20 protein-coding genes, 1 rRNA gene and 1 pseudogene are annotated in these 26429 nt (G+C 58.1%); 11 read left to right on the plus strand and 11 right to left on the minus strand.

Annotated features, from left to right (window positions below; genetic code table 11):
- Nucleotides 1–25 precede the first annotated feature (25 nt).
- The 3 genes from fadA to K5E40_RS25735 all read right to left on the minus strand — a co-directional run bounded on the left by fadA (nucleotide 26) and on the right by K5E40_RS25735 (nucleotide 4343).
- Nucleotides 26–1201 (minus strand): acetyl-CoA C-acyltransferase FadA, encoded by a 1176-nt coding sequence (fadA, locus tag K5E40_RS25725; protein WP_221733230.1) that lies wholly within the window; start codon nucleotides 1199–1201, stop codon nucleotides 26–28.
- A gap of 29 nt (nucleotides 1202–1230) precedes the next feature.
- A complete protein-coding gene (gene fadB / locus K5E40_RS25730; protein WP_221733231.1) occupies nucleotides 1231–3378 on the minus strand; it encodes a fatty acid oxidation complex subunit alpha FadB in 2148 nt (715 codons plus the stop codon).
- 527 nt (nucleotides 3379–3905) lie between these two features.
- A complete protein-coding gene (locus tag K5E40_RS25735; protein ID WP_221733232.1) occupies nucleotides 3906–4343 on the minus strand; it encodes a hypothetical protein in 438 nt (145 codons plus the stop codon).
- 103 nt (nucleotides 4344–4446) lie between these two features.
- Here K5E40_RS25735 and K5E40_RS25740 point away from each other — a divergent pair, with 103 nt between their 5' ends.
- Nucleotides 4447–4884 (plus strand): universal stress protein, encoded by a 438-nt coding sequence (locus K5E40_RS25740; RefSeq protein ID WP_221733233.1) that lies wholly within the window; start codon nucleotides 4447–4449, stop codon nucleotides 4882–4884.
- A 172-nt stretch (nucleotides 4885–5056) separates the two neighbouring features.
- Here K5E40_RS25740 and K5E40_RS25745 read toward each other — a convergent pair whose 3' ends face one another.
- Nucleotides 5057–6979 carry an ATP-binding cassette domain-containing protein gene (locus K5E40_RS25745; RefSeq protein ID WP_221733234.1) on the minus strand — a complete coding sequence of 641 codons (1923 nt, stop codon included), beginning with the start codon at nucleotides 6977–6979 and terminating at the stop codon, nucleotides 5057–5059.
- Nucleotides 6980–7193: 214 nt separating this feature from the next.
- Here K5E40_RS25745 and K5E40_RS25750 point away from each other — a divergent pair, with 214 nt between their 5' ends.
- Complete coding sequence (locus tag K5E40_RS25750; RefSeq protein WP_221733235.1) at nucleotides 7194–9122, plus strand: transglycosylase SLT domain-containing protein; 1929 nt, start codon at nucleotides 7194–7196, stop codon at nucleotides 9120–9122.
- Between the two features lie 81 nt (nucleotides 9123–9203).
- Here K5E40_RS25750 and K5E40_RS25755 read toward each other — a convergent pair whose 3' ends face one another.
- Complete coding sequence (locus K5E40_RS25755; RefSeq protein ID WP_221733236.1) at nucleotides 9204–10985, minus strand: ABC transporter transmembrane domain-containing protein; 1782 nt, start codon at nucleotides 10983–10985, stop codon at nucleotides 9204–9206.
- A 258-nt stretch (nucleotides 10986–11243) separates the two neighbouring features.
- On the opposite strand from K5E40_RS25755, the gene K5E40_RS25760 reads away from it, so the two are divergent.
- On the plus strand, nucleotides 11244–11423 hold the full coding sequence (locus K5E40_RS25760) for a PA1571 family protein (RefSeq protein ID WP_221733237.1): 180 nt from the start codon (nucleotides 11244–11246) through the stop codon (nucleotides 11421–11423).
- A 162-nt stretch (nucleotides 11424–11585) separates the two neighbouring features.
- Here K5E40_RS25760 and pdxB read toward each other — a convergent pair whose 3' ends face one another.
- Nucleotides 11586–12728, minus strand: a complete 1143-nt coding sequence (pdxB, locus tag K5E40_RS25765; RefSeq protein ID WP_221733238.1) for a 4-phosphoerythronate dehydrogenase PdxB — start codon at nucleotides 12726–12728, stop codon at nucleotides 11586–11588.
- 159 nt (nucleotides 12729–12887) lie between these two features.
- Here pdxB and K5E40_RS25770 point away from each other — a divergent pair, with 159 nt between their 5' ends.
- Nucleotides 12888–14309, plus strand: coding sequence for an MATE family efflux transporter (locus K5E40_RS25770; protein WP_221733239.1), 1422 nt, complete (start codon nucleotides 12888–12890; stop codon nucleotides 14307–14309).
- A gap of 124 nt (nucleotides 14310–14433) precedes the next feature.
- Here the strand turns inward: K5E40_RS25770 and tusA are convergent, their stop codons facing one another.
- Both tusA and rlmM read right to left on the minus strand, forming a co-directional pair.
- Nucleotides 14434–14685, minus strand: a complete 252-nt coding sequence (gene tusA / locus K5E40_RS25775; RefSeq protein WP_221733240.1) for a sulfurtransferase TusA — start codon at nucleotides 14683–14685, stop codon at nucleotides 14434–14436.
- A 67-nt stretch (nucleotides 14686–14752) separates the two neighbouring features.
- Nucleotides 14753–15826, minus strand: coding sequence for a 23S rRNA (cytidine(2498)-2'-O)-methyltransferase RlmM (rlmM, locus tag K5E40_RS25780; RefSeq protein ID WP_221733241.1), 1074 nt, complete (start codon nucleotides 15824–15826; stop codon nucleotides 14753–14755).
- A 221-nt stretch (nucleotides 15827–16047) separates the two neighbouring features.
- Here rlmM and acnA point away from each other — a divergent pair, with 221 nt between their 5' ends.
- Entirely contained in the window at nucleotides 16048–18789 is a 2742-nt protein-coding gene (gene acnA, locus K5E40_RS25785) for an aconitate hydratase AcnA (protein ID WP_221733242.1), read from the plus strand.
- Between the two features lie 387 nt (nucleotides 18790–19176).
- On the opposite strand, the gene K5E40_RS25790 is transcribed toward acnA, so the two are convergent.
- Nucleotides 19177–19665 (minus strand): SRPBCC family protein, encoded by a 489-nt coding sequence (locus tag K5E40_RS25790; protein ID WP_221733243.1) that lies wholly within the window; start codon nucleotides 19663–19665, stop codon nucleotides 19177–19179.
- Between the two features lie 173 nt (nucleotides 19666–19838).
- Between K5E40_RS25790 and K5E40_RS25795 the strand changes: the two are divergent.
- Both K5E40_RS25795 and K5E40_RS25800 read left to right on the plus strand, forming a co-directional pair.
- Nucleotides 19839–20658, plus strand: a pseudogene (locus K5E40_RS25795) (ADP-ribosylglycohydrolase family protein).
- A gap of 56 nt (nucleotides 20659–20714) precedes the next feature.
- The gene (locus K5E40_RS25800) at nucleotides 20715–21119 is read left to right on the plus strand and encodes a lysozyme inhibitor LprI family protein (RefSeq protein ID WP_221733244.1); all 405 of its coding nucleotides are present in this window, start codon (nucleotides 20715–20717) and stop codon (nucleotides 21117–21119) included.
- A 118-nt stretch (nucleotides 21120–21237) separates the two neighbouring features.
- Here K5E40_RS25800 and mrdA read toward each other — a convergent pair whose 3' ends face one another.
- Nucleotides 21238–23130, minus strand: a complete 1893-nt coding sequence (gene mrdA / locus K5E40_RS25805) for a penicillin-binding protein 2 (protein ID WP_221733245.1) — start codon at nucleotides 23128–23130, stop codon at nucleotides 21238–21240.
- Between the two features lie 170 nt (nucleotides 23131–23300).
- Between mrdA and tnpA the strand changes: the two genes are divergently transcribed.
- From tnpA to K5E40_RS25825, 4 genes are read left to right on the plus strand one after another with little or no spacing between them, the layout of a single operon-like run.
- Nucleotides 23301–23675 (plus strand): IS66-like element accessory protein TnpA, encoded by a 375-nt coding sequence (gene tnpA, locus K5E40_RS25810; protein WP_221733246.1) that lies wholly within the window; start codon nucleotides 23301–23303, stop codon nucleotides 23673–23675.
- On the plus strand, nucleotides 23672–24016 hold the full coding sequence (gene tnpB, locus K5E40_RS25815) for an IS66 family insertion sequence element accessory protein TnpB (RefSeq protein ID WP_034138746.1): 345 nt from the start codon (nucleotides 23672–23674) through the stop codon (nucleotides 24014–24016). The genes tnpA and tnpB overlap by 4 nt, the downstream gene beginning before the upstream one ends.
- 35 nt (nucleotides 24017–24051) lie before the next feature.
- On the plus strand, nucleotides 24052–25557 hold the full coding sequence (tnpC, locus tag K5E40_RS25820) for an IS66 family transposase (RefSeq protein ID WP_221733247.1): 1506 nt from the start codon (nucleotides 24052–24054) through the stop codon (nucleotides 25555–25557).
- A 3-nt stretch (nucleotides 25558–25560) separates the two neighbouring features.
- Nucleotides 25561–26142, plus strand: a complete 582-nt coding sequence (locus K5E40_RS25825) for a plasmid pRiA4b ORF-3 family protein (protein WP_221733248.1) — start codon at nucleotides 25561–25563, stop codon at nucleotides 26140–26142.
- 172 nt (nucleotides 26143–26314) lie between these two features.
- Here K5E40_RS25825 and rrf read toward each other — a convergent pair.
- Nucleotides 26315–26429, minus strand: a 5S ribosomal RNA gene (gene rrf / locus K5E40_RS25830).

Raw genomic sequence — 26429 nt, forward strand, 5'->3', positions numbered from 1 at the left:
GCCCCGGCTTCCATCAACGAGACGCTTATACGCGTTCGAAGACGGTGGAGATGCCTTGGCCGAGACCAATGCACATAGTGGCCACCCCGAAGGTGCCGCTATTCTGCTTCATCACGTTCAGCAGGGTGCCGGAAATACGCGCACCGGAGCAACCGAACGGGTGACCCAGGGCAATCGCGCCGCCGTGCAGGTTAACCTTCTCATTCATCTTGTCGAGTACTTTCAGATCTTTCAGCACTGGCAGCGCCTGTGCGGCGAAAGCTTCATTGAGCTCGAAGAAGTCGATATCGTTGATGACAAGACCTGCACGCTTCAGGGCTTTCTGTGTAGCCGGAACTGGACCATAGCCCATGATTGCCGGATCCACACCCGCCACTGCCATCGAACGGATCACCGCCATCGGCTGAATACCCAGGTCCTGCGCACGCTGCGCCGACATCACGATCATGCACGAAGCACCATCAGTGATCTGCGACGAAGTACCGGCAGTCACGGTGCCGCCCTTTGGATTGAAAGCAGGCTTGAGGGCCGCCAGGCTTTCCAGGGTAGTTTCCGGACGAATGGTTTCGTCGTAGTCGAACAGTTTCAGGAAACCGTTCTCGTCATAGCCCTGCATCGGGATGATTTCGTCTTTGAACTTGCCTTCCACAGTTGCCTTGTGGGCGAGCTGGTGGGAACGCACGCCAAAGGCGTCTTGCTGCTCACGCGTGATGCCGTGCATCTTGCCCAGCATTTCAGCGGTCAGGCCCATCATGCCCGAGGCTTTCGCCGCGTACAGGGACATGTGCGGGTTCGGATCGACACCGTGCATCATGCTCACATGGCCCATATGCTCGACGCCGCCAACCACGAACACGTCACCGTTACCGGTCATGATCGCTTGCGCTGCAGTGTGCAGAGCGCTCATCGACGAGCCGCACAGACGGCTGACGGTCTGGCCGGCCGAGGTATGCGGGATCTGGGTCATCAGCGACGCCATGCGCGCAATGTTCCAGCCCTGCTCCAGGGTCTGGTTTACACAGCCCCAGATCACGTCCTCGACTTCAGCAGGATCGACCTTGACGTTGCGCTCCAGCAATTTGCTGATCAGGTGCGCCGACATGTCTTCAGCGCGGGTGTTGCGGTGCATGCCGCCCTTGGAGCGGCCCATCGGTGTACGACCGAAGTCGACAATCACGACGTCTCTAGGATTCAAGCTCATAAGTTCACTCTCACTCTAGTTGGGGGCGCTTAACCGAAGAAGCTTTGGCCGTTTTTGGCCATTTCGCGCAGCTTCTCGGTCGGGTGGTACAGCGCGCCCAAATCAGCGTACTGGTCAGCCAGGGCAACGAACTCGGCAACACCGATCGAATCGATGTAGCGCAGCGCACCGCCACGGAATGGAGGGAAACCGATACCGTAGACCAGACCCATGTCGGCTTCGGCGGCAGTTTCAACGATGCCGTCTTCCAGGCAACGCACGGTTTCCAGGCACAGCGGGATCATCATCCAGTTGATGATGTCTTCATCAGTGACTTCGCGCTGCTCGTAAACGATCGGCTTGAGCACTTCCAATACCGACGGATCGGCGACTTTCTTCTGCTTGCCTTTCTTGTCGGTCTCGTAGGCGTAGAAGCCCTTACCGTTTTTCTGGCCCAGACGCTTGGCTTCGTAAAGCACGTCAACAGCCGAACGACGGTCATCCTTCATGCGATCCGGGAAGCCTTCAGCCATCACGTCACGACCGTGGTGACCGGTATCAATGCCGACCACGTCCATCAAGTAGGCCGGACCCATCGGCCAGCCGAATTTTTCCATGATTTTATCGATGCGGACGAAGTCCACACCGGCGCTGACCAGCTTGGCGAAACCGCCGAAGTACGGGAACAGCACGCGGTTGACCAGGAAGCCCGGGCAATCGTTGACGACGATCGGGTTCTTGCCCATTTTCTTGGCGTAGGCAACGGTGGTGGCAACAGCCAGCTCGCTGGACTTCTCGCCACGGATCACTTCTACCAGCGGCATCATGTGCACCGGGTTGAAGAAGTGCATGCCGACAAAATTTTCCGGGCGCTTGAGGGCTTTCGCCAGCAGGCTGATGGAAATGGTCGAGGTGTTGGACGCGAGGATGGTGTCCTCTTTGACCTTGTCTTCGACTTCCGCCAGCACGGCTTGCTTGACTTTCGGGTTCTCGACGACAGCTTCAACAACCAGGTCAACGTGACCAAAATCGCCGTAGGACAGCGTCGGACGAATGCCATTGAGCACTTCAGCCATTTTCGCGGCTGTCATACGACCTTTGTCAACGCGGCCAACCAGCAGTTTGGCGGCTTCGGCCAGACCCTGCTCGATACCGTGCTCGTTGATGTCCTTCATCAGGATCGGCGTGCCTTTGGAAGCCGACTGATAGGCGATACCGCCACCCATGATGCCAGCGCCGAGTACGGCGGCCTGCTTCACGTCTTTGGCGATTTCGTCGTAGGCCTTGGCCTTCTTCTTCAGTTCCTGATCGTTCAGGAACAGACCGATCAAGCTCTGCGCGGCAGAGGTTTTGGCCAGTTTGACGAAACCAGCGGCTTCGATTTCCAGCGCCTTGTCACGACCGAAGTTGGCGGCTTTCTGGATGGTCTTGATCGCTTCGACCGGCGCCGGGTAGTTCGGGCCAGCTTGACCGGCAACAAAACCTTTAGCGGTTTCGAAAGCCATCATTTGTTCAATGGCGTTCAGCTTGAGCTTTTCCAGCTTCGGCTGACGCTTGGCCTTGAAATCGAACTCGCCGCAGATGGCGCGCTTGATCAGCTCAAGGGCAGCTTCCTGCAGTTTCTCTGGAGCAACCACGGCGTCGACGGCGCTGACTTTCAGGGCGTCTTCAGGGCGATTTTCCTTGCCGGCGGCAATCCATTCGATAGCGTTGTCGACACCGATCAGGCGCGGCAAACGCACGGTACCGCCGAAGCCTGGGTAGATACCCAGCTTGACTTCCGGCAGACCGATTTTGGCCTTGGTCGACATGACGCGATAGTCAGCTGCCAGGCACATTTCCAGACCGCCGCCCAGGGCGATGCCGTTGATGGCCGCTACGGTCGGAACGTTGAGGTCTTCGAAATCGCTGAAGATCTTGTTGGCTTCGAGATTGCCAGCAACCAGCTCGGCATCCGGCAGCTTGAAGTTTTCGACAAATTCAGTGATGTCGGCGCCGACGATGAACACGTCCTTGCCACTGCTGACGATCACACCCTTGATCGAAGCATCTGCCTTGATGGTGTCTACGGCCTGACGCAGCTCGTTCAGGGTAAGACGGTTGAACTTGTTGACGGACTCACCCTTGAGGTCGAATTTCAATTCGACGATGCCACTTTCAAGAGCGTTAACCGTGATGGCTTTACCTTCGTAAATCATCAACTGATCTCCACGATATGGAAGCTGAACAGTACACGTCGGACGCAGGCGAATGGCTTGGCAGGACGCTTTTTCGTCGATGCTAACGCCAATCCACCCGGCACACCCGCCAACGCGATAGTCGGGATTCTGTAGGAGCGATCTGTAAGACAAACGCTCAATTCATACGCCCGTTTGATTTGGGTACGCCACCTTCACGGAATTTCCGACAATTGTCAATCGCCCAAAATACGGGTTGAAATGCGACTTTGCGGTCACTTCCGTACTACGAAGACCAGCAACACGGCTCTGCATGTCGAGCCATTCATAGAATCAATAGTTAGAAAAGTCGCCCTAATTCGCATTGAGCCCTGTTTAAAGCGGCTACGCTGAGTGGACTACATGGAAATGCGCTGAAGGCTCGACAAGGGGCCAGCCACAAAAAATTACCGGCCTGCCTGGCCAACCCCGCCCGATGAATCATGTCGGGCTTTTTATTGCTCGTCTGCCGGACGTTTCGCACCGTTGCAGTGGGAAACGTCCACGAGTTACGCCAGCGCTTTCAGTGTGGCGTCGATGTCCTGCAAAACCGAGGTTTCGCCCTTCTCGCCCCAGTACAAGGCGATCATTTGCTTATCCGCCTCGACTTTGAAGACGTTGCCCGGCAATTTTTCGAAATGATCTAGTAGCGTCCGATCTTCGCAAACCTCCTGCCACTGATTGACCCACACACCCGGCGATTTTTGCCACCAGGACCAGCATGCCGGCTGATTGCTCCGGCGCGGTCGATGATATTGCGCACACGGACTCGGCGGCTCTTGCGAGAGCCAGTGCGGCCACTCCTGAGGCGCCAGTTGCATGGCCAGACCGATACGCCGCGCCTCCATGCGCAGGGCAATGCGACCACTCTGCGCACGCGATGGGCGCAACCAGGCCAGTGGACTCAAAACCACCAACAGGATTGACACCACCAGCCAGACCGTCATATCTCTACTCCCGATTTTAGAAGGGCCCATTGTGTCACCTTGGAACCAATGCGCTTGAAACCAGCCATACTTAACAATATTGAAACCTCAGGAGGAGCACCTCATGCCCTACCACCACATCCTGGTCGCCGTAGATCTGACTGAAGAGTGCGACCCTGTTATCCACCGCGCCCGCGAGCTGTCGGTGAGCAACGGCGCCAAGCTTTCGCTGGTGCATATCGTCGAGCCGATGGCGATGGCTTTCGGCGGCGACGTGCCAATGGATCTATCACAACTGCAACAGCAGCAGTTCGATCAAGCCAAGGAACGCCTTGAGCGCCTGAAACTCAAATATTCTGAACTCGAAGGTGCCAACTGCCACTTGACCTACGGCCAGCCACGCCAGGAAATCCACCATTTTGCCAAGGAGCATGAGTGCGATCTGATCGTGGTGGGCAGTCATGGGCGCCATGGTCTGGCGCTGTTGCTCGGCTCGACCGCCAACGATGTGTTGCACGGCGCGCCTTGTGACGTGCTAGCGGTGCACCTGGTCAAGCAGTGAAAGGCATAACCCTGCGGGGGCGGGCTTGCTCGCGAAAACGTCGGCACATCCAATTTGATGTCGAGTGACACACCGATTTCGTGAGCAAGCTCGCTCCTACCATGGACCTAAACACTACGTAAAAAGCCCGGCGCTCATGACTGAACGCCGGGCTTTTTTACATCCGGATCAATCAGGCGTCCAGCTCGGCCCAACGTTCCACCAGTGAGTCCAGCTCTGCCTGCAATTGCTCAAGCGAGGCAATCACCTTGGCAGTCTCGACAGCAGGACGCTGATAGAAACCGGCGTCGGCCATTTCAGCCTCGACCGCGGCGATCTGCTGCTCCTTGGCGTCAATCTCACCCGGCAACGCTTCCAGTTCGCGCTGCAGCTTGTAGCTCAGCTTCTTTTTCGCGGCCGGGGCAGCAACGGCAGGCGCTGCGCCGGGAGCCGGCTCAGCCGTCACCACCGCCGAGTTCAGGTCAGCCTTGCCCGACTTGCTCTCGGTTACGCCCAGCAGACGCGGCGAGCCGCCCTGACGAATCCAGTCCTGATAACCACCGACGTATTCACGCACCTTGCCTTCACCTTCAAAGACCAGGGTGCTGGTGACGACGTTGTCGAGGAATGCCCGGTCGTGGCTGACCATCAGCACAGTACCGTTGAAGGTCAGCAGCACTTCTTCGAGCAGTTCGAGGGTTTCCACGTCGAGATCGTTAGTCGGCTCGTCGAGGACCAGCAGGTTAGCCGGCTTGCTGAACAGTTTTGCCAGCAGCAGGCGAGCCCGCTCCCCACCCGACAACGCCTTGACGGGCGTGCGAGCACGCTGCGGGCTGAACAAGAAGTCGCCGAGGTAGCTCAGCACATGGCGACTCTGGCCATCGATATCGATAAAGTCGCGACCTTCAGCGACGTTGTCGATCACGGTCTTCTCCAGATCCAGTTGATGGCGCAACTGGTCGAAGTACGCCACATCGATCCGGGTGCCCTCTTCCACTTTGCCGCTGGTCGGTTGCAGACCGCTGAGCATCAGCTTCAGCAGAGTCGTCTTGCCGGTGCCATTGGCGCCGAGCAGACCGATACGGTCGCCGCGCTGCAGCACCATCGAAAAGTCCTTGATCAGGAACGGACCGTCCGGGTGATGGAAGCTGACATTTTCCAGCACCATCACTTGCTTGCCGGACTTGTCGGCAGTTTCCAGCTGGATATTGGCCTTGCCGGTACGCTCGCGACGTTCACTGCGCTCTACGCGCAAAGCTTTCAATGCACGGACGCGACCTTCGTTACGGGTACGACGCGCCTTGATGCCCTGACGGATCCACACTTCTTCCTGAGCCAGACGCTTGTCGAACAGCGCGTTGGCGGTCTCTTCAGCGGCCAGCGCGGCTTCTTTGTGGACGAGGAAGCTGGCGTAGTCGCCGTTCCAGTCGATCAGGCCGCCGCGATCCAGTTCGAGGATGCGCGTGGCAAGGTTTTGCAGAAAGGAACGGTCGTGCGTGATGAACAGCACGGCGCCCTGAAAATCCTTCAGCGCTTCTTCGAGCCAGGCAATTGCACCGATATCCAGGTGGTTGGTAGGTTCGTCGAGCAGCAGCAGATCCGGCTCTGACACCAATGCTTGCGCGAGCAGCACGCGACGACGCCAGCCGCCGGACAATTCGGCGAGGGTCTTGTCGGCCGGCAATTGCAGGCGGCTCAGAGTGCTGTCGACCAGGGTCTGCAAGCGCCAGCCGTCGCGGGCTTCGAGGTCATGCTGGACGTGCATCAGTTTGTCCAGATCGGCATCGGTGACGATGTTCTGGCTCAGGTGATGATACTCGGCGAGCAAGGCGCCAACGCCATCGAGGCCTTCGGCAACCACGTCGAACACCGTCCGCTCGTCGGCCACCGGCAACTCTTGCGGCAATTCGCCGATTTTCAGACCGGGTGCACGCCACACCGAGCCGTCATCGGGCTTCTGGTCGCCCTTGACCAGTTTCATCATGCTGGATTTACCAGTGCCGTTGCGGCCGATGATGCACACCCGCTCACCACGGGCGATCTGCCAGGACACCTTGTCCAACAACGGCATAGCGCCGAATGCAAGGGACACATCGCTGAATTTGAGCAGGGTCATGAGCTTCTCCAAAAACCGGGCGCGCATTCTACCTGAGTTAGGGCTTCAGCAGGCCGGCAATTTGTCTGTCGAAGCACTCTGCACAACATTTGTTGCGAACTTGTGCTGCGAGGCCCGCAAAGCTTTCGCCGCTTGCTGGCAAAAGGCTAAGCTACAGACAATTCAGTGCTGATCGAGGTCAGCACTTGTCATGATTTCTCTGCCCGGATGTCTCATGCGCAGTCGCCTTTTCAGTGTTTTTTCCTGTTTTCTACTTACCGCCGCTGCCGTTCAATCCGCCCAGGCGGTGGATCTGTCCACCCAACGCCAGTATTACGATGAAGCCAAACGCGCCCTGGCCAAGGGCGATACCGGTCCATATTTGCGTTACAGCCAGGCCTTGGCCGATTATCCGCTGGAACCGTATCTGGCTTACGACGAGTTGACCGCACGCCTCAAAACCGCGAGCAACGCGGAAATCGAGAAATTCCTCGCCGAGCATGGCGACCTGCCCCAGGCCAACTGGATGAAGCTGCGCTGGTTGCGCTGGCTCGCCGACCGTGGCGATTGGACAACCTTCGTCAAGTATTACGACCCGAAACTCAATTTCACCGAACTGGACTGCCTCAATGCGCAGTACCAGATCAGCCATAACCAAAAAGCCGAGGGATACGCCAACGCGGACAAGCTCTGGCTCACGGGCAAATCGCAACCTGCTGCGTGTGATGCGCTGTTTGGTATCTGGGCCGCTGACGGTCAGTTGACCGAGCAAAAACGCTGGCAGCGCACCAAACTCGCGGCTCAGGCTCGCAACTTTGCGCTGGCCAACAGCCTGGTGAACGGCCTGACCACCCTCGCCCCACGCGGTCGTTTGTTGGTGGATGTGGCGCAAAAACCCGAGTTGCTCAATCAGCCGTCACGCTTTACCCCCGCCGACGAACCGATGTCCGACGTGGTCAGCCTCGGCCTGCGCCGCTTGGCCCGCCAAGACCCTGACAAAGCCATGGCCTTGCTCGACGGTTACGCCAGCAGCATGCATTTCTCCCGCGATGAAAAAGTTGCGATCGCCCGGGAAATCGGCCTGACCCTGGCCCGACGCTTCGACAGTCGAGCGCTGGACGTGATGACCAAATACGACCCGGAACTGCGTGACAACACGGTTTCCGAATGGCGCCTGCGCCTGCTGCTGCGTCTGGCACGTTGGGACGATGCTTACCAATTGACCCGCCGCTTGCCGCAGGATCTGGCCACCACCAATCGCTGGCGCTACTGGCAAGCCCGCAGCCTGGAACTGGCACAGCCACAGAACCCGCAAGTGCAGCACCTCTACAAGAGCCTGGCCCAGGAGCGCGACTTCTACGGTTTTCTTGCCGCCGACCGCTCGCAATCCCCTTATTCGCTGAACAACAAACCTTTGATGCTCAGTCAGGCGCTGATCAACAAAGTACGCAACACCCCTGGCGTACGTCGTGCGCTGGAATTCCACGCCCGGGGACAGATCGTCGATGGCCGTCGTGAGTGGTATTACGTCAGCCGCCACTTCAACCGCGACGAAATGGTCGCCCAGGCAAAACTGGCCTATGACCTGAAATGGTACTTCCCGGCAATCCGCACCATCAGTCAGGCGAAATACTGGGACGATCTGGACATCCGCTTCCCGATGGCCCACCGCAATACACTTGTGCGTGAAGCCAAGGTTCGCGGTCTGCATTCGAGTTGGGTATTCGCGATCACCCGTCAGGAGAGCGCGTTCATGGATGACGCGCGCTCCGGCGTTGGCGCCAGCGGGCTGATGCAACTGATGCCTGCCACCGCTAAGGAAACCGCGCGCAAGTTCAGCATTCCGCTGGCCTCGCCGAAGCAGGTGCTCGATCCAGACAAGAACATCCAGCTCGGCGCGGCTTACCTGAGTCAGGTGCACAGCCAGTTCAACGGCAACCGCGTCCTCGCTTCTGCCGCTTACAACGCCGGTCCCGGCCGTGTACGCCAGTGGTTGCGTGGTGCTGATCACCTGAGCTTCGATGTCTGGGTCGAAAGCATTCCGTTCGACGAAACCCGCCAATATGTGCAAAACGTGTTGTCTTATTCGGTGATCTACGGCCAGAAGCTCAACTCACCCCAGCCGCTAGTGGATTGGCATGAGCGGTATTTTGATGATCAGTGATCTTGCTGATCACACCCGGTAAAGAAAATGCCCTTGTCGCGAGATAAGGGCATTTTTCATAGCGCTCGACCGAGTCGGTGCTTAGTCGGTCATCACCTGCACGCCATCGTTGAACTGCAACGCCGCCAGCCGTGCATATAGCGGATTACTGGCAATCAATTCCTGATGCGTCCCTACCGCGACCAATTTGCCCTGGTCCATCACTGCGATCCGGTCGGCGTTCTTCACCGTGGCCAAACGGTGGGCGATCACCAGTGTGGTGCGGTTGTGCATGAGATTGGGCAAGGCTTGCTGGATCAGGTGTTCACTTTGCGCGTCGAGTGCGCTGGTGGCTTCATCCAGCAGCAATATCGGCGCATCCACCAACAACGCCCGGGCAATGGCCAGACGCTGGCGCTGACCACCAGAGAGTCCCAGACCGCCATCTCCCAGATGGGTTTGATAGCCATCAGGCATTTGTTCGATGAAGTCATGGGCGTGGGCAATTCGGGCCGCTTCCTTGACGTGTTCCAGCGTGGCCGATGGGCAGCCATAGCGGATATTTTCCTCCACGCTGCCGAAGAACAGCGCCGGCGTCTGGGAAACCAAAGCAAAACAGCGACGCAGATCCAGCGGATCGAGACTGGTCAACGGCACCCCATCCAGCAGAATTCGGCCTTCGCGCGGATCGTAAAAGCGCAGCAGCAAGTCATACACCGTGGATTTACCGGCACCGGACGGCCCCACCAGCGCCAGAGTTTCACCAGCCCGAACGGTAAGATTCAACCCATCGACGGCGTAGCTTTGCGGACGCGAGGGGTAGGAAAACCTTAGATCCTGCAGTTCCAGTTCGCCTTTTACTCGCGCCGGCAAGGTCACCAAACCCGTCGCTGGCGGTTGAATGATGTTTTCCGAGCGCAGCAATTCGGCAATCCGTTCAGCGGCACCGGCGGCGCGTTGCAGTTCACCAATCACTTCGCTCAATGTGCCAAAAGCGCTGCCGACAATCAGGCTGTAGAAGACGAACGCCGCCAGTTCACCGGCAGATATCCGCCCGGCAATCACATCCATGCCGCCGACCCACAACATCACCGCTACAGCGCCGAGCACCAGCACGATGACCAGAGTAATCAGCCACGCACGCTGGAAGATTCGCTTGCGTGCCGTTTCGAAAGCCTGCTCGACCGTCGTCGCAAAGCGTTGCTCATCCTGCGCCTGATGGTTGTAAGCCTGAACGGTTTTGATCTGGCCGAGGGTTTCGGAAACGTAGCTGCCGATGTCGGCAATCCGGTCCTGGCTCTGCCGCGACAGATTGCGCACGCGCCGTCCGAAAATCAGGATCGGCGCAATCACCAGCGGTAAAGCGATCACCACGATGCTGGTGAGTTTGGGGTTGGTGATGAAGAGCAGTACGACGCCGCCGATGACCATCAGCAAGTTGCGCAAGAACAGCGACAATGACGAACCGATCACCGATTGCAGCAAAGTGGTATCAGCCGTCAGGCGTGACTGGATTTCCGAACTGCGATTGTCCTCGTAAAACCCCGGGTGCAGGTAAACCAAATGGTTGAACACCTGCCGACGGATGTCTGCCACCACACGCTCACCGATCCACGACACCAGGTAGAACCGGGCAAAGGTGCCGACCGCCAAGCCCAATACCAACAGCATGAATATGCCTATGGATTGGTTGAGCAAATGCGGTGATTGGGTCATGAACCCCTGATCGACCAGCAGTTTGATCCCCTGCCCCAACGACAAGGTAATACCGGCCGTAACGATCAACGCTAACAGCGCGCCGAAGGCCGGCCAGCGATATGGGGCGAGAAAACGACTGGTCAGACGCAAGGCGCGCCGGTGTCGAGAGGAAAGCATCGGGATCATTGAGGTTCACATCTGCACTGATGGATAGGGCCAGCCTACACACTCAAATGGGGTGGAACTCTGTAAATCACAATGAGTCAGGTTAAATATGCCCGTGATGACTAGGGTCTAGACACTATTGGTCTAAAGTCCCGGTTGAGACGAACGGTCATTTCTGGTTGAGTGGAGATGCCGCCCCCGATAAAGCTCAGGGGATTGTCACAGCCCGGTCACGTGGCGGTTCTAACCTAGGCACACAACCTGATGAGGAGACAGGCCATGTCCTTGCAACACAGCAGCAATGACAAGATTGAAGTGATCCGCACCAAGCCCGGCCAGACTCTGGGTTGCTCGATCATTGATAAGGACGGGCGTGAAGTACCGATCACTGAAGACATGATCCAGAACGCTTGCCGCGAACTGGAGAAGCGATTGATCAAGCCTGCCGAACAAAAGTGATATAGCCACTGTCTTCCTGACCCGGCCCCTTTGGCCGGGTTTTTTATGCGTGGCTGTCAGACCGCAGCGCGCCCTTCGCGAGCAAGCCCGCTCCCACACGGATTCTGTGTCTTTCAACCCATGTGGGAGCGGGCTCGCTCGCGAAGGGGCCGGTTCGGTGCCCTAGACGGCAACCGCTCCAAGTGCCGCCACGATCTGCCGCAATACAGGCGAATCCCCCTCAATCAGCACCTTCAACCCTTCAATCTCGCGCCGAACCGGATATTGCTTGCGCAGCACATCAAACGCCGCACGCTGTTCAGCGACATTGCCTACAAGGCTGCGGCGAAAATCTGCATCATCGCGGCGCGGGTCGTACACGCCTCGGCACAACATCGCCAACGCCCAGGCAGGATCGCTGTCGGTATGCAAGGTGACTTGCGACAACCATGGGGCTGGCAGCAAGTCAGTGAGTTGGATGCTCGCAGGCTGCCCGATAAAGTCGCAGTACGCCTGATAGATCTGTGCCGTCCCGCGCTGTTTGCCATCGAGGCTGTACCCGGCAATGTGCGGCGTGGCCAGCACACAGAGTTCGGCCAGTGCCACATCGACCTCCGGTTCTGCCTCCCAGACATCGAGCACTGCTTGCAGGTCCTCACGCGCCAGCAGCACTTTGCGCAGCGCGGCGTTATCCACCACCGGGCCACGGGCAGCATTGATGAGCCAGGCACCTGGTTTGAGTTGCTGCAAACGCTGTTGATCGAACAGATGCCAGGTCGCCCCGTCACCGCTGCGGGTCAATGGCGTGTGCAGGCTGATCACATCGCATTGCTCGATGATCTGCTCCAGGCTGACGTAATCGCCCCCCTCGGCGGCCTGACGCGGCGGATCACAGACCTTCACGTTCCAGCCCAGACCTTTAAGAACCGTGATCAGTCGACCACCGACTTCGCCCGCGCCCACAACACCGAAGGTCCGCTGAGCCAGATCAACGCCTTCGATTTCGGCCAGCGTCATCAGACTGCCAAGCACGTAATCGACCACGCCCCGGGCATTACAGCCGGGCGCGCTCGACCAGGTGATACCGGCTTCAGCGAAGTATTCAAGATCCAGATGATCAGTGCCTATGGTGCAGGTGCCAACAAAGCGCACCTTGCTGCCCTCAAGCAACGCACGGTTGACGCTGGTCACTGAACGCACCAGCAACACATCGGCCTGTTCAACCGTCGCACGGTCGATGGAACGGCCTGGAACTCGGCGGATCTCACCGAAACCGGCAAAAAAAGCATCGAGCAACGGAATATTTTCGTCGGCAACAATCAGCATGGCGGGCTCCTTTGGCGGATCGGCAGTTTAGGTGCAGATAGGCGGTTGGGCCAGCAGGCGTTGCGCTTACAAATCCGTAACAGAGGATTTTTCCTGACCAAGGCGTCAGCGGCGTAGAATACGGCGCCCTGCGCATCAACATCTGTGGACGCTTTGCCTGTGAACTCTGTAACTGACCAACCTGTCGCCGTCGCCGTCGCCGTCGCCCTCACCCGCCCCGCCAGGGTTCGCCTGGAGATGAAAAACCTGCTCGTCCTTGCGTTGCCGATCATCATTGCGCAACTGGCAACCACGGCCATGGGTTTCGTCGATACGGTAATGGCCGGTCGCGTCGGCCCCGGGGATCTGGCTGCGGTGGCCCTGGGCAACTCGATCTGGGTACCGGTCTTTCTGCTGATGACCGGCACCCTGCTGGCGACCACGCCGAAAGTCGCCCAGCGCTTCGGCGCCGGCACTCACAGCGAAATCGGTCCGGTCGTGCGGCAGGCATTGTGGCTGGCGTTGGCAGTAGGGTTAATTGCGACCGCAATGCTGCTCGGCGCCGAGCCGATCCTGCATCTGATGAACGTCGATCCCGAGCTGATTGGCCCTTGCATGCAGTATTTGCACGGCATCGCCAGCGGTCTCCCGGCGGTAGCGTTCTATCACGTACTGCGCTGCTTCAGTGACGGTCTGGGCCGCACGCGGCCGGCGATGGTGTTGGGCCTGTGCGGTCTGGCGCTCAATATTCCGCTGAACTACATCTTCATCTATGGCCACTTCGGCGTGCCGGCCATGGGCGGCGTCGGCTGCGGTTGGGCCACGGCGATCGTGATGTGGGTGATGGCCCTGGGGCTGACCGGTTACGAGCGCTGGGCGCCAGCCTATCGTTCAAGTGAACTGTTCAGCCGTTTCGACTGGCCACAGTGGGCGGTCATCAAGCGTCTGCTGGCGATCGGCCTGCCGATCGGTATCGCCGTGTTTGCCGAGTCGAGCATTTTCGCGGTCATCGCGCTGCTGATCGGCAGCCTCGGCGCTACCGTGGTGGCCGGGCACCAGATTGCACTCAACGTCAGCTCGCTGGTGTTCATGATTCCTTACTCACTGGGCATGGCAGTTACCGTGCGCGTGGGCCAGGCTCTGGGCCGGGAAGAACCGCGTGAAGCGCGTTTTGCGGCGGGCGTCGGCATGGGGACCGCATTGGCCTACGCCTGCTTGTCGGCGAGCATGATGCTGCTGTTGCGCGAGCCGATTGCGGCGATCTACACCGCTGACCCGACGGTGATTCACATCGCCGCGATGCTGATTGTGTATTCGGCGCTGTTTCAGTTTTCCGACGCGATCCAGGTCACCGCCGCCGGCGCGCTGCGTGGTTATCAGGACACACGCGTGACGATGATCCTGACCCTGTTCGCCTATTGGGGCATCGGTCTGCCGGTGGGTTATGCCCTCGGCCTGAGTGATTGGCTCGGCGCGCCACGTGGCCCGAGCGGTTTGTGGCAAGGTTTGATCGTCGGCCTGAGTTGTGCGGCGTTCATGTTGTCGATTCGTCTGACCCGCAGCGCGCGCAAGCGTATCCGTATCAGCCGTTCGCTGGGTTAAGTCCACTTAAACCAAAAAAATGTGGGAGCGGGCTTGCTCGCGAAAGCGGTATCTCAGTCGCCATTGTAGGTGACTGAAAAACGGCATTCGCAAGCCCGCTCCCTCATTGGGTTTGGCCTGAGGCTCAGGCTTGTTTCTTGCGAATCCAGTACAGGTAAGTACCAGCCTCTTCATGCTGGCTAACCAGTTCATGGTCGAGAAACACGCAGAACTTGGGAATGTCGCGACGGGTCGAAGGGTCGGTGGCGATCACCTTGAGCAGGCCGCCGGGTGCCAGATCACGGATATGCTGATGCAGCATCATCACCGGCTCCGGGCAATTGAGGCCAGTGGCATCGAGGGTACCGTCGACCGGCATGTCGATCATTTCACTCATGATTCACTCCTGAAACTGGCCGGCATTGTCGCGCATTGCCGGGTATATCGTCTAACCCTGTGGTGCTTCAGCGGGATTTGGTTTTTTTAACGTCATGCCGGCGCAAGTGGCACGTGACCTCTTCGCGGTCGTGATACAGCTGCTTGCAGCCGATATCAACCTTGATCCCACGCGCCTTGAAACCATCGGCAATGCGCTCAAGCAGACGCTTCACTTCGGCATAACGTTGCTTCATCGGCAGCTTCAGGTTCACGACCGCCTCACGGCAATGCCCCTCGCCGATCCACTCTTCGAGCATCGCGGCGTTACGCGCCGGTTTCTCGACGATGTCGCAAACCATCCAGTCCACCGGTTGCTTGGGCTTGAAGGTAAAACCGTCAGCCATCAAGTGCTGCACCAACCCCGTGTCCATCAGGCTTTCGGCCATCGGGCCGTTGTCGATGGCGGTCACCAGCATGCCGCGGTTGACCAGTTGCCAGGTCCAGCCACCCGGCGCGGCGCCAAGATCGACGCCGGTCATGTCGCTGTGTAGACGATCTTCCCACTGATCACGCGGGATGAAGTGGTGCCAGGCCTCTTCCAGCTTCAGTGTCGAACGGCTTGGCGCCTCACGCGGGAACTTCAAACGTGGGATACCCATCGGCCACATCGCCGAGTTACCCGCGTCCGCCATACCGAGAAACACTTCGCGGCCGCTCTTGAAAGTCAGCAACAGACGCGGCTTGCTGGCGTCTTCCACCAGTTTGCCGGCGCCGGTCAACGCTTTACGCAGCGGCCCTTCGAACTTCTTGCAGAAGTTCGACAGTTCCTTGCCGTCGTTGGTGTCGACGACTTCCAGCCAAAGGCTGCCGCACACCGGGAAATCGGCCATGTGCGCGAGGATCACGCTGATACGGTCGGTTTCCGGCAGATCGATGAAAACGCCACGCGCCCATTGGCGCGGGAAGATCAGCTCGGCAAAACGCTGACCACGCATCAGGCGCTCGGCGCCGTCTTCTTCGGTGCAGACAAACTCGGCGCAGGCGGTGGCCGTTTTGGCTTTGGCGTAACCGGCCACGTTGAGTTGGGCGGCGAGGTCGGAAATCTCCGAGCAGACTTCGCCTTCGAAACCTGGCCGGCAATGCATGAATAGGGTGTTCATTCTTACTCCTGGGCAGAGGGCGGACATTCGGCCCCTGCGCGATGCTCAAGCCTTGCGTTGCGGCAAAGCCTGTCACGAAAACCGGCGCATGATAGCCGATGTCGGAACCTTGGACTTCGTCATAGAGTCCAGTTATTAGCCAGCTAATGAAAACAGGGCTAGTTTTAAAGCTCTATTCGTCCCCCGATCCGTAGCCGTGCGGATTCAAAGGAGTGATCGTAATGCCGTCCCTCGATAGTCTGAAGACGCTTAAAACACTGCAAATCGACGATACGACCTACCACTATTTCAGCCTGCCGGATGCTGCCAAAAGCCTTGGCAATATCGACAAGCTACCGATGTCGCTGAAAGTTCTGCTGGAAAACCTGCTGCGCTGGGAAGATGAAAAAACCGTCACCGGCGCCGACCTCAGGGCGATTGCCGCGTGGCTCAAGGAGCGCCGCTCCGACCGCGAGATCCAGTACCGCCCGGCCCGGGTATTGATGCAAGATTTTACCGGTGTACCGGCTGTGGTCGATCTCGCCGCGATGCGCGCCGCCATGGCCAAGGCCGGTGGTGATCCGCAGCGGATCAACCCGCTGTCGCCGGTGGACCTGGTGATCGACCACTCGGTGATGGTCGACAAATTCGCCACCGCCAGCGCTTTCGAGCAGAACGTCGACATCGAAATGCAGCGCAACGGCGAGCGTTATGCCTTCCTGCGTTGGGGCCAGAGCGCTTTCGACAACTTCAGCGTGGTGCCGCCGGGCACCGGGATCTGCCACCAGGTCAACCTCGAATACCTCGGCCGCACGGTGTGGACCAAAGAGGAAGACGGTCGCACCTATGCCTTCCCCGATACGCTAGTGGGCACCGACTCCCACACCACCATGATCAATGGCCTTGGCGTGCTGGGCTGGGGTGTCGGCGGGATCGAAGCCGAAGCGGCGATGCTTGGGCAACCGGTGTCGATGCTGATTCCGGAAGTGGTCGGTTTCAAACTGACCGGCAAACTCAAGGAAGGCATCACCGCGACAGACCTGGTGCTGACCGTCACGCAAATGCTGCGCAAGAAAGGCGTGGTCGGCAAATTCGTCGAGTTCTATGGCGACGGCCTCGCCGACCTGCCGCTGGCTGACCGCGCGACCATCGCCAACATGGCCCCGGAATATGGCGCAACGTGCGGTTTCTTTCCGGTCGATGACGTGACCCTGGAATACCTGCGCCTGTCCGGGCGCCCCCCACAAGTGGTGAAACTGGTAGAGGCTTACACCAAGACTCAGGGGTTGTGGCGTCTGCCCGGTCAGGAGCCGGAGTTCACCGACAGCCTGGCGCTGGACATGGGCACCGTCGAAGCGAGCCTCGCCGGGCCAAAACGGCCGCAGGATCGCGTTTCATTGCCCAATGTCGCGCAAGCCTTCAGCGACTTCCTCGATCTGCAATTCAAACCCACCAGTAAAGAAGAAGGACGCTTGGAAAGCGAAGGTGGCGGCGGCGTGGCCGTGGGCAATGCCGATCTCATCGGTGAAACGGAGTACGAATACGAGGGGCGCACCTATCGACTGAAAAACGGCGCCGTGGTTATCGCCGCCATCACCTCGTGTACCAACACCTCCAACCCGAGCGTGATGATGGCCGCCGGGCTCTTGGCCAAAAAAGCCGTGGAAAAAGGTCTGACCCGTAAACCGTGGGTGAAGAGTTCGTTGGCGCCAGGCTCGAAAGTGGTCACCGATTACTACAACGCGGCGGGGCTGACGCAATACCTCGATCAGCTTGGCTTTTCGCTGGTGGGTTACGGTTGCACCACCTGCATCGGCAACTCCGGCCCGCTGCCAGAGCCGATCGAGAAAGCCATTCAGAACGCCGACCTTGCTGTCGCTTCGGTGCTGTCCGGCAATCGCAACTTCGAAGGTCGAGTGCATCCATTGGTGAAAACCAACTGGCTGGCCTCACCGCCGCTGGTGGTGGCTTACGCGCTAGCCGGCACTGTTCGTACCGATATCAGCAGCGAACCGTTGGGCAATGACCCACAAGGCAATCCGGTATACCTGCGCGATATCTGGCCAAGCAGCAAGGAAATCGCCGACGCGGTGAATCAGGTCAACACCGCGATGTTCCACAAGGAATACGCCGAGGTGTTTGCCGGCGACGAACAGTGGCAAGCCATCGAGGTGCCACAAGCGGCAACTTATGTGTGGCAGGACGATTCGACCTACATCCAGCATCCGCCGTTTTTCGACGAGATTTCTGGCCCACTGCCAGAGATCAAGGATGTAAAAGGCGCGCGGGTGTTGGCTTTGCTCGGCGATTCGGTGACCACCGACCACATCTCCCCTGCCGGCAACATCAAGACCGACAGTCCGGCCGGGCGTTACCTGCGCGAAAAAGGCGTGGAACCGCGGGACTTCAACTCCTACGGCTCGCGGCGCGGCAACCATGAAGTGATGATGCGCGGCACCTTTGCCAACATCCGCATCCGCAACGAGATGCTCGGCGGTGAAGAAGGTGGCAACACGATCTACATTCCCTCGGGTGAAAAACTGGCGATCTACGACGCGGCCATGAAATATCAGGCTTCGGGAACACCCCTGGTGGTGATTGCCGGACAGGAATACGGTACCGGCTCCAGCCGTGACTGGGCGGCTAAAGGCACCAACCTGTTGGGCGTCAAAGCGGTGATTGCCGAAAGTTTCGAGCGCATCCACCGCTCCAATCTGGTGGGCATGGGCGTATTGCCGCTGCAGTTCAAGCTCGACCAAAACCGCAAGAGCCTGAATCTGACCGGCAAGGAAACCTTCGAGATTAAGGGCCTGAGCGGCATTGAGCTGACGCCGCGGATGAACCTGCCGCTGGTGATCACCCGTGAAGACGGGCAGCAGGAGAAAATCGACGTGCTGTGCCGCATCGATACCTTGAATGAAGTGGAGTACTTCAAGGCGGGCGGAATCCTGCATTACGTGCTGCGGCAGCTTATCGCCTCTTGATCCACACCGTACCTGCTGGGAGGGAGCTTGCTCTCCCCCAGCAATGGGTTATACCGGCACTTTTTTACGGACGAAAAAAAACCCGCCGAAGCGGGTTTTTCCCAAGACCATTATCGACTCCCTGTCGGCAGCGATCCTTGCAATGGTCGATCATCCGTGATCCTGAAGTACTCCCTGTGCTTCAGTTGATGTGTGTAGATTACGCGTGGGATCCAATCGGCAATAGTCGACATAACTACCATCGCGTGTAGGACATTCGCCATACGACCCCTTCCGAAAACCCTTAGACGTGTCAGGCGCGGGGCTTCAAATCCGCAATTTGTTCGACTTTCAGCGGCCCATAGGCGTATTCCGGCAGAAACCACACAGCGGCCAACATACCCAACCTCACCCCCCAGCCCCCTGACGGGCCCTGGCACTGTCAATCAGAAAGTGTTCCAAGCGGCTCAACTGTTCTTCCCAGCCACGGCTGTCCATGTAATACGCCTCCTTCTGACGAATATCCGGAATGTGTGCAAAACCTGACTCTGACACCTTCAGCAAGGTGCCTTCCTCGTAATCTTGCAGCTCAAACTTGACCAGCGTGGTGGGCTCTTGGGAATAGTCGATCTTCGGATTGACCGCATACGGATGCCAGCGGAATGAAAATAGTTGCTGCGGCTCGACTCGCTCGACCAGCACATTCCATAAAACGTGCTCAAAACCCGGATACGTGACTTGCCCTTGCGTCCATTCGCCGGCAATAAAACGCCTGCCCTCCAGTGCCACCCCAAACCACTGGCCAAACGCCTCGGCATCGACCAATGCACGCCAGACATGAGAACGTGGCGCCCTGAGCGTGATTTTGCGTTCGAAACTATTGGGTACTGGTTTCATACGTCACCTCCTGTTCTGAACAGTAGGCTTGTATGACCACATGTCCAACCTGAAGTTGTATCAAAGCAGTGCGGCTGTTCACCTGCAATGACACATCCCGCAGCGTTTCAAGCGCCTCTGAACGGATGAAACTGATACCTGTTCCCGGGAACTGAACGAAGCAAAGAAGAATCATGCAGCCATCCCTCACCGAACGGTATCGCGGCGCCCTGTTGGGCCTGGCTTGCGGCGACGCGGTCGGCACCACGGTTGAGTTCAAACCGCGCGGTTCATTCCAACCATTGACCGACATGGTCGGTGGTGGTCCTTTCAACTTGAAGCCGGGGCAATGGACGGACGACACATCGATGGCTCTGTGCCTGGCGGAAAGTCTGCTGAATAAAAACGGTTTCGATGCCACAGACCAGATAGGCCGCTATCTCAACTGGTGGAAATGGGGTTACCTCAGTTCTACCGGCGAATGTTTTGATATCGGCATGACCGTCAGTCAGGCGCTCTCGCAGTATCAGCAAACAGGTGAGCCCTTTGCTGGATCAGCCGACCCGTACACTGCTGGCAACGGCTCCCTGATGCGGCTGGCGCCGGTGATGCTGTTTTACTTTCCCGACGTAGAACAGGTACGAAAGTTTGCCGCCGACAGCTCGCGAACAACCCATGCGGCGCCTGAAGCCATCGAATGCTGCTTACTATTTGCCGAACTGATCGGCAAAACCCTGCTCGGAACAGCGAAAAACATCTTGCTCGAGCACGCCCTCACGACCTTCACCCTACCCAAAGTCGCTGCGCTGGCCTGAGGTGAATACCTCGAAAAATCGGCAAACGAAATACGCGGTAGCGGCTACAGCGTCGAGTCATTGGAAGCAGTGTTGTGGTGCCTTCTACGGCGTCCGGGCCATTCCTGCCAAATGGCTGGAACTGCTGCATGAAGGCGAGGAGATTACCGCGACCGCAGACCGCTTGCTTGAAGCCTCCAGCCAACGCGTACCTGAATAGGATCCACACAGTCGCTACACTACTCTGCACTTTCATCCGACATAGCGAGAACTCCCATGTCCCCACGCCTGCTCCTGGCCCTGACGCCATTTCTGTTCACCCCCCTCGCCCACGCCGCCATCGATTGCGCCAACGCCAGCGATCAGGCGACGATGAATCAATGCGCCGGACAGGACTTCAAAGCGGCGGACAAAGAGCTGAATACCGTATATCAGCAGATCACCGGCCGGCTGAAGGACAACCCGGATAGCAAGAAGCTGTTGGTCAATGCGCAGCGGGCGTGGATCGGGTTTCGCGATGCCGAGTGCGCGTTTTCGTCATCCGGGGTGGCGGGCGGCAGCGTTTACCCGCTGATTTACAGTAGCTGCATGACGGCCGTGACCAAAGTCCGGGTTGAGACGCTGAAGCAGTATTTGAAGTGTGAAGAAGGTGACATGGGTTGCCCGGTACCCGGGGCCTGATGCTTGTAGTGCCGAATCTTTCGCGCAACAACCGTGCCGCCGCGTTGAAACGATATTTCTCGACAGCTTCCAGCACATGCTCAGCCTGTGAGAGCCTGTGCTGTAAAGCTGTTGCCGGTTAAACGTGCGGATTGCCCGGTGCTTTGGTTGGCGCCGCGTATTGCGGCTTAAGATGACCGTCTTGATCGAGTAGCCAGGCGTCCATGATCTGCCGTACTACAGGACCGGCGACACGACCACCGGCTTCGCCGTTTTCAATCATCACCGAAACCGCAATCTTTGGATCTTCGGCCGGCGCGAAGCCGACGAACAAGGCATTGTCGCGGTGGCGTTCGAGAGTCTTCTCACGGTTGTAGCGCTCACCCTGCTTGATCGCCACCACCTGTGCCGTGCCGCTCTTGCCGGCGATTCGATATTGCGCGCCCGCTGCTGCCGCGCGAGCAATGCCGCGGGGAGCGTGCATCACCATCTGCATGCCGTGGTTGACCTGCTCCCAGTCGCGCGGGTCCTTGAGCACGATATTCGGCATCGGATGCTCATCGACCGGTGCCACACCATCGACGGTCTTGGCCAAGTGCGGTCGGTTCCACACGCCTTTGTTTGCGATCAACGCAGTCGCCTGCGCCAGTTGCAAAGGCGTGACCTGCATGTAGCCTTGACCGATACCGAGGATGACCGTTTCGCCCGGGTACCAGGCCTGCCGCCGTGTCGCACGCTTCCAGGCTTGAGATGGCATCAGACCGGGGGATTCTTCGAACATATCCAGCGAGACTTTCTCACCCAAGCCGAACATCGCCATGTAGTCGTGCAGGCGATCAATGCCCAGCTTGTGCGCCAAGTCATAGAAGTAGGTGTCGTTGGAGCGCATGATCGCTGCGTCCATGTCTACCCAACCGTCACCGCTGTGGTTCCAGTTGCGGTACTTGTGATCGTAGTCCGGGAGTTGGTAGTAACCCGGATCGAACACGCGGGTCTGCGGCGTGACAACGCCCGCATCGAGACCGGCGATCGCGACTTCCGGCTTGATCGTCGAACCCGGCGCGTACAAGCCCCGAAGTACACGGTTGAATAGCGGTCGATCGATGGAGTCACGGAGCGCCGAATACTCCTTGGAGCTGATGCCAGTAACGAACAGGTTCGGGTCAAAACTCGGGTTGCTGACCATGGCTAACACCTCGCCACTGCTCGGATCGAGCGCCACGACGGAACCGCGGCGATTCCCCAAAGCTGCTTCGGCAGCCTCCTGCAATTTGACGTCGAGGCTCAGGACAATGTTTTTGCCCGGCACGGGATCTGTATGTTTGAGTACCCGTAGCACTCGGCCTTGAGCGTTGGTTTCCACTTCCTCATAACCGACGTGACCGTGCAGTTGCGCTTCATAGAAGCGTTCGATACCGGTTTTGCCGATGGATTGGGTGCCGCGGTATTCCACCGAGTCGAGGGTCTTGGATTCTTTTTCGTTGATTCGGCCGACATAACCAATTGAGTGAGCGAAGTGCATGCCGAATGGGTAATGTCGAACGAACTGTGGTTCGACATCCAGGCCAGGCAAACGGAACTCATTGACCGCCAACACAGCGATCTGCTGTTCGGTCAGTTCATAGAACAGCGTTACCGGAGTGAATGGGTGGCGGGACTGCTTCAGCGCCTTATCGAATACCGTGCGATCTTCCGCAGGTAAGTGTAGGAGATTGATGACCTCGTCCAGTTCCTGATTGACGTTGGTGGCACGCTCGCGAGTGATGCTCAGGTTGTAACTGGGACGGTTATCTGCCAATAGCACGCCATTGCGGTCGTAGATCAGTCCGCGTGTGGGCGGGATCGGCAAGACATGGACGCGATTGTTTTCTGAAATGGTTGAGTGGTAATCGAACTCGACTACTTGCAGGATGTAAAGGCGTACCACCAGCGCACAGCTAATAACGAAGACAAAAAAGGCGCAGGCGATCAAGCGTTTGTTGACCAGCCGCGTCTCTTTCTCGTGATCCTTGATCGGGATTGGTTCAGGCATTTCTACAGCAACTCTTTGACATAAATGAGTGCCGATCCATAGGCATGGCATCAGTCCATGAAAAAAAGAGCTGCACCATACCAAAAACGTAACCGTCCGGTCAGCACCCACTCCTGACCGTTCTCCAAATTAGACAAGATAGTGGACACCATTTTTTAGTGGACACTATCTTGGATATAGCTCCCGCTCGACGCCCCGGTCGCCGCCCGAACTTCCCATCCGCATTCAAGCGCAAAGTCGTCGAAGCCTCATATCAACCCGGTGCCTCAGTGTCGATGATCGCCCGCGAGCATGACGTCAACGCCAACATGGTTTTTCGCTGGCGGCAGCAATACCAGGACGGTGCATTCGGCCCCGTCAGCCCGAGCGCAACGTTCTTGCCAGTCGAGGTGATCAAAGCACCTGTCGACTTGCCGTCAGCAGCGCCGTTGCCGCAAAAACCCCATTCTGAGATCGTTATAGAAGTAGGAAAAGCCACGCTACGCATCACCGGCACACCTGCCCCGCAGACCTTGCACCTCACCTTGCAGCAGTTGCTGCGATGATTGCCCCTCCCGCTGGAACCCGTATCTGGATCGCCGCCGGCGTCACCGACATGCGCCGTGGCTTCGACGGATTGGCAGCATTGGTACAAACACAGCTGGAAGCCGATCCCTTTTCCGGCCAGATCTTTGCCTTTCGCGGACGACGCGGTGATCGGATCAAGTTGCTGTGGTGGGACGGCGACGGTTTGTGCCTGTTTTGCAAACGCCTGGAACAAGGTCGCTTCGTCTGGCCGCAAGCAACCAGCGGCAGCGTGTCGCTGACGCCGGCGCAGTTGTCGATGCTGTTGGAGGGCATTGATTGGCGCAGGCCAATTCGTACAGCACCTGTCCTCGCGGTCTGACTTTACGCGCTGGAAATTCTTAGTAATATTCGGCCATGACTCACGTGACCGACTCCTTGCCCAATGATCTTCAAGCCTTAAAGGCGCTGATATCTGCCCAGCGGGCAGAGATCGAGCGCCTGAAAATGATGATCGCCAAATTGCGGCGCACGCAGTTCGGTCGCAGTTCCGAGCAACTGGACGCGATGATCGACCAACTCCAGTTGAGTCTTGAAGAGCTGGAGGTCAGCCAGGCCGAAGTGATGCCAATCACTGAGCCAGCACCTCGTACAGTTTCCCGCCGTAAACCATTGCCTGAACATCTCCCCCGCGAAATCCATGTCCATCATCCCGAGTCGCAATGCTCCGGTTGTGGCGGGACGCTTCGTCAGTTGGGGGAGGATGTGTCTGAGGTGCTGGAGTACGTTCCGGCACGTTTCAAGGTGATTCGCCATGTTCGTCCCAAGCTGGTTTGCCGCTGCTGCGAGTACATCGCCCAAGTACCTGCGCCGAGCCGCCCGATAGCCCGGGGCCTGGCAGGCCCTGGGCTACTGGCTCATGTATTGGTCTCCAAATTCGTTGATCATCTTCCTTTGTATCGGCAGTCCGAGATCTACGCTCGTGAGGGCGTAGATCTGGAGCGCTCGACCTTGGCCGACTGGGTCGGCCAGAGCAGCCAGTTGCTCAGGCCGCTGATCAACGCCCTCAAGAGCCACGTCATGAGTGGTCATAAAGTCCACGCTGACGACACGCCGATTGGCGCACTTGCGCCGGGCACCGGCAAAACAAAAACGGCACGCCTGTGGACGTATGTGCGCGATGACCGACCCGCCGGCTACACGACGCCGGCAGCGGTATGGTTTGCTTACTCGCCGGATCGCAAGGGACAACATCCCCGTGCTCATCTCAAAAACTTCAGCGGGATCTTGCAGGCCGACGGCTACGCTGGTTTTGCTCAGTTGTATCGCTCGGGTCGTGTTCAAGAAGCTGCCTGCTGGGCTCACGCCCGGCGTAAGTTTTACGACGTTTATAAAGACCAGTCCTCACCACTTGCCGCCGAAGTGCTGCAACGAATCGCGGCCTTATATGCCATCGAAAGCGAGATTCGCGGCCAACCACCCGACCTGCGAAAAGCCGCTCGGCAAAGCCGGGCAAGCCCGCTGCTGGAACAGCTGTACGCGTGGCTTAACCAGACGCTGACTCAACTGTCGAAAAAATCGGCATTAGGCGGTGCGATTTTCTATGCCCTCAACCGGTGGCAGGCCTTGGTGTGCTACTGCGATGACGGCCGGATTGAAATCGATAATAACGCTGCCGAACGCGCGCTGCGCGCCGTCGCTTTGGGTCGCAAAAATTATCTGTTCGTGGGTTCCGATGCCGGTGGAGAGCGAGCCGCTGCAATTTACAGCCTGGTAGGCTCGGCCAAACTCAACGACCTGAACCCGCAAGCCTATTTGACCCACGTGCTGGAGCGGATCGCCGACCACCCGATCAATCGGGTGGACGAACTATTGCCCTGGAACGTTTCTCTTAACCCTCTCGAACGCTGCGAGGCTGCTTGATCCATGCCAAAAACATCTCATCTGTCCGTGGTTGAAACCGACCGTGTGCTGATACTGCACATGGAATTTAAATGGATAAAACCTTCGATCTGGCGCCGGGTGGCAGTGCCTGAAAGCATCACCTTGAGCAAGTTGCATCGCGTGATCCAGGCCGTTTTTGGCTGGAGCGATACGCACCTGCATGAGTTTGAAATTGATGGCGAAAGTTACGGCGTGCCTGATCCGGATTGGGGGCCACCGGTGATTTCGGAGCAGCGCAAAAAGCTGACCAGCGTATTGTACGGGAAGAAGACGTTTCGCTATGTCTATGACTTCGGCGACAACTGGGAACTGCGAATTAAAGTCGAGAAAACGTTGCCCGCGAATATTTTCCCGCAACTGCCGTGTTGCATTGATGGAGCCAATGCTCGCCCGCCGGAGGACATCGGTGGCGCGCCAGGGTATGAAGATTTTTTGGCGGCGTTGGCGAATCCGAATCACCCTGAGCATGAAGCAATGTCGGAGTGGTATGGGGATGATGGGTTCGATCCGACGGCGTTTGACTGCGAGTGGGTCAATCAATGGTTGAAGCAGGCGAAGGTCTGATCAGCAAGAGGGTGTTGGGCGTACGCTTACCCAAAAACTGCCGGGTTACTTCAGAAGGTTTTTTCCCGATGGCAGATCTTGCGACGGCTGGGCAATCGAAGCACGAGCAAAAACTTTCCTGCGGGCAAAACAAAACCCCAACTGCTTTCGCAATTGGGGTTTCGGAATTTAATCTTGACGATGACCTACTCTCACATGGGGAAACCCCACACTACCATCGGCGATGCATCGTTTCACTGCTGAGTTCGGGATGGGATCAGGTGGTTCCAACGCTCTATGGTCGTCAA

Source organism: Pseudomonas baetica (assembly GCF_019733355.1).
GTDB classification, from domain to species: Bacteria; Pseudomonadota; Gammaproteobacteria; order Pseudomonadales; family Pseudomonadaceae; genus Aquipseudomonas; species Aquipseudomonas baetica_A.

Bases quoted from the DNA above. Each gene is read 5' to 3' on its own strand.
- fadA (WP_221733230.1), bottom strand. From the start codon at position 1,201: ATGAGCTTGAATCCTAGAGACGTCGTGATTGTCGACTTCGGTCGTACA.
- fadB (WP_221733231.1), bottom strand. From the start codon at position 3,378: ATGATTTACGAAGGTAAAGCCATCACGGTTAACGCTCTTGAAAGTGGC.
- K5E40_RS25735 (WP_221733232.1), bottom strand. From the start codon at position 4,343: ATGACGGTCTGGCTGGTGGTGTCAATCCTGTTGGTGGTTTTGAGTCCA.
- K5E40_RS25740 (WP_221733233.1), top strand. From the start codon at position 4,447: ATGCCCTACCACCACATCCTGGTCGCCGTAGATCTGACTGAAGAGTGC.
- K5E40_RS25745 (WP_221733234.1), bottom strand. From the start codon at position 6,979: ATGACCCTGCTCAAATTCAGCGATGTGTCCCTTGCATTCGGCGCTATG.
- K5E40_RS25750 (WP_221733235.1), top strand. From the start codon at position 7,194: ATGCGCAGTCGCCTTTTCAGTGTTTTTTCCTGTTTTCTACTTACCGCC.
- K5E40_RS25755 (WP_221733236.1), bottom strand. From the start codon at position 10,985: ATGATCCCGATGCTTTCCTCTCGACACCGGCGCGCCTTGCGTCTGACC.
- K5E40_RS25760 (WP_221733237.1), top strand. From the start codon at position 11,244: ATGTCCTTGCAACACAGCAGCAATGACAAGATTGAAGTGATCCGCACC.
- pdxB (WP_221733238.1), bottom strand. From the start codon at position 12,728: ATGCTGATTGTTGCCGACGAAAATATTCCGTTGCTCGATGCTTTTTTT.
- tusA (WP_221733240.1), bottom strand. From the start codon at position 14,685: ATGAGTGAAATGATCGACATGCCGGTCGACGGTACCCTCGATGCCACT.
- rlmM (WP_221733241.1), bottom strand. From the start codon at position 15,826: ATGAACACCCTATTCATGCATTGCCGGCCAGGTTTCGAAGGCGAAGTC.
- acnA (WP_221733242.1), top strand. From the start codon at position 16,048: ATGCCGTCCCTCGATAGTCTGAAGACGCTTAAAACACTGCAAATCGAC.
- K5E40_RS25790 (WP_221733243.1), bottom strand. From the start codon at position 19,665: ATGAAACCAGTACCCAATAGTTTCGAACGCAAAATCACGCTCAGGGCG.
- K5E40_RS25800 (WP_221733244.1), top strand. From the start codon at position 20,715: ATGTCCCCACGCCTGCTCCTGGCCCTGACGCCATTTCTGTTCACCCCC.
- mrdA (WP_221733245.1), bottom strand. From the start codon at position 23,130: ATGCCTGAACCAATCCCGATCAAGGATCACGAGAAAGAGACGCGGCTG.
- tnpB (WP_034138746.1), top strand. From the start codon at position 23,672: ATGATTGCCCCTCCCGCTGGAACCCGTATCTGGATCGCCGCCGGCGTC.
- tnpC (WP_221733247.1), top strand. From the start codon at position 24,052: ATGACTCACGTGACCGACTCCTTGCCCAATGATCTTCAAGCCTTAAAG.
- K5E40_RS25825 (WP_221733248.1), top strand. From the start codon at position 25,561: ATGCCAAAAACATCTCATCTGTCCGTGGTTGAAACCGACCGTGTGCTG.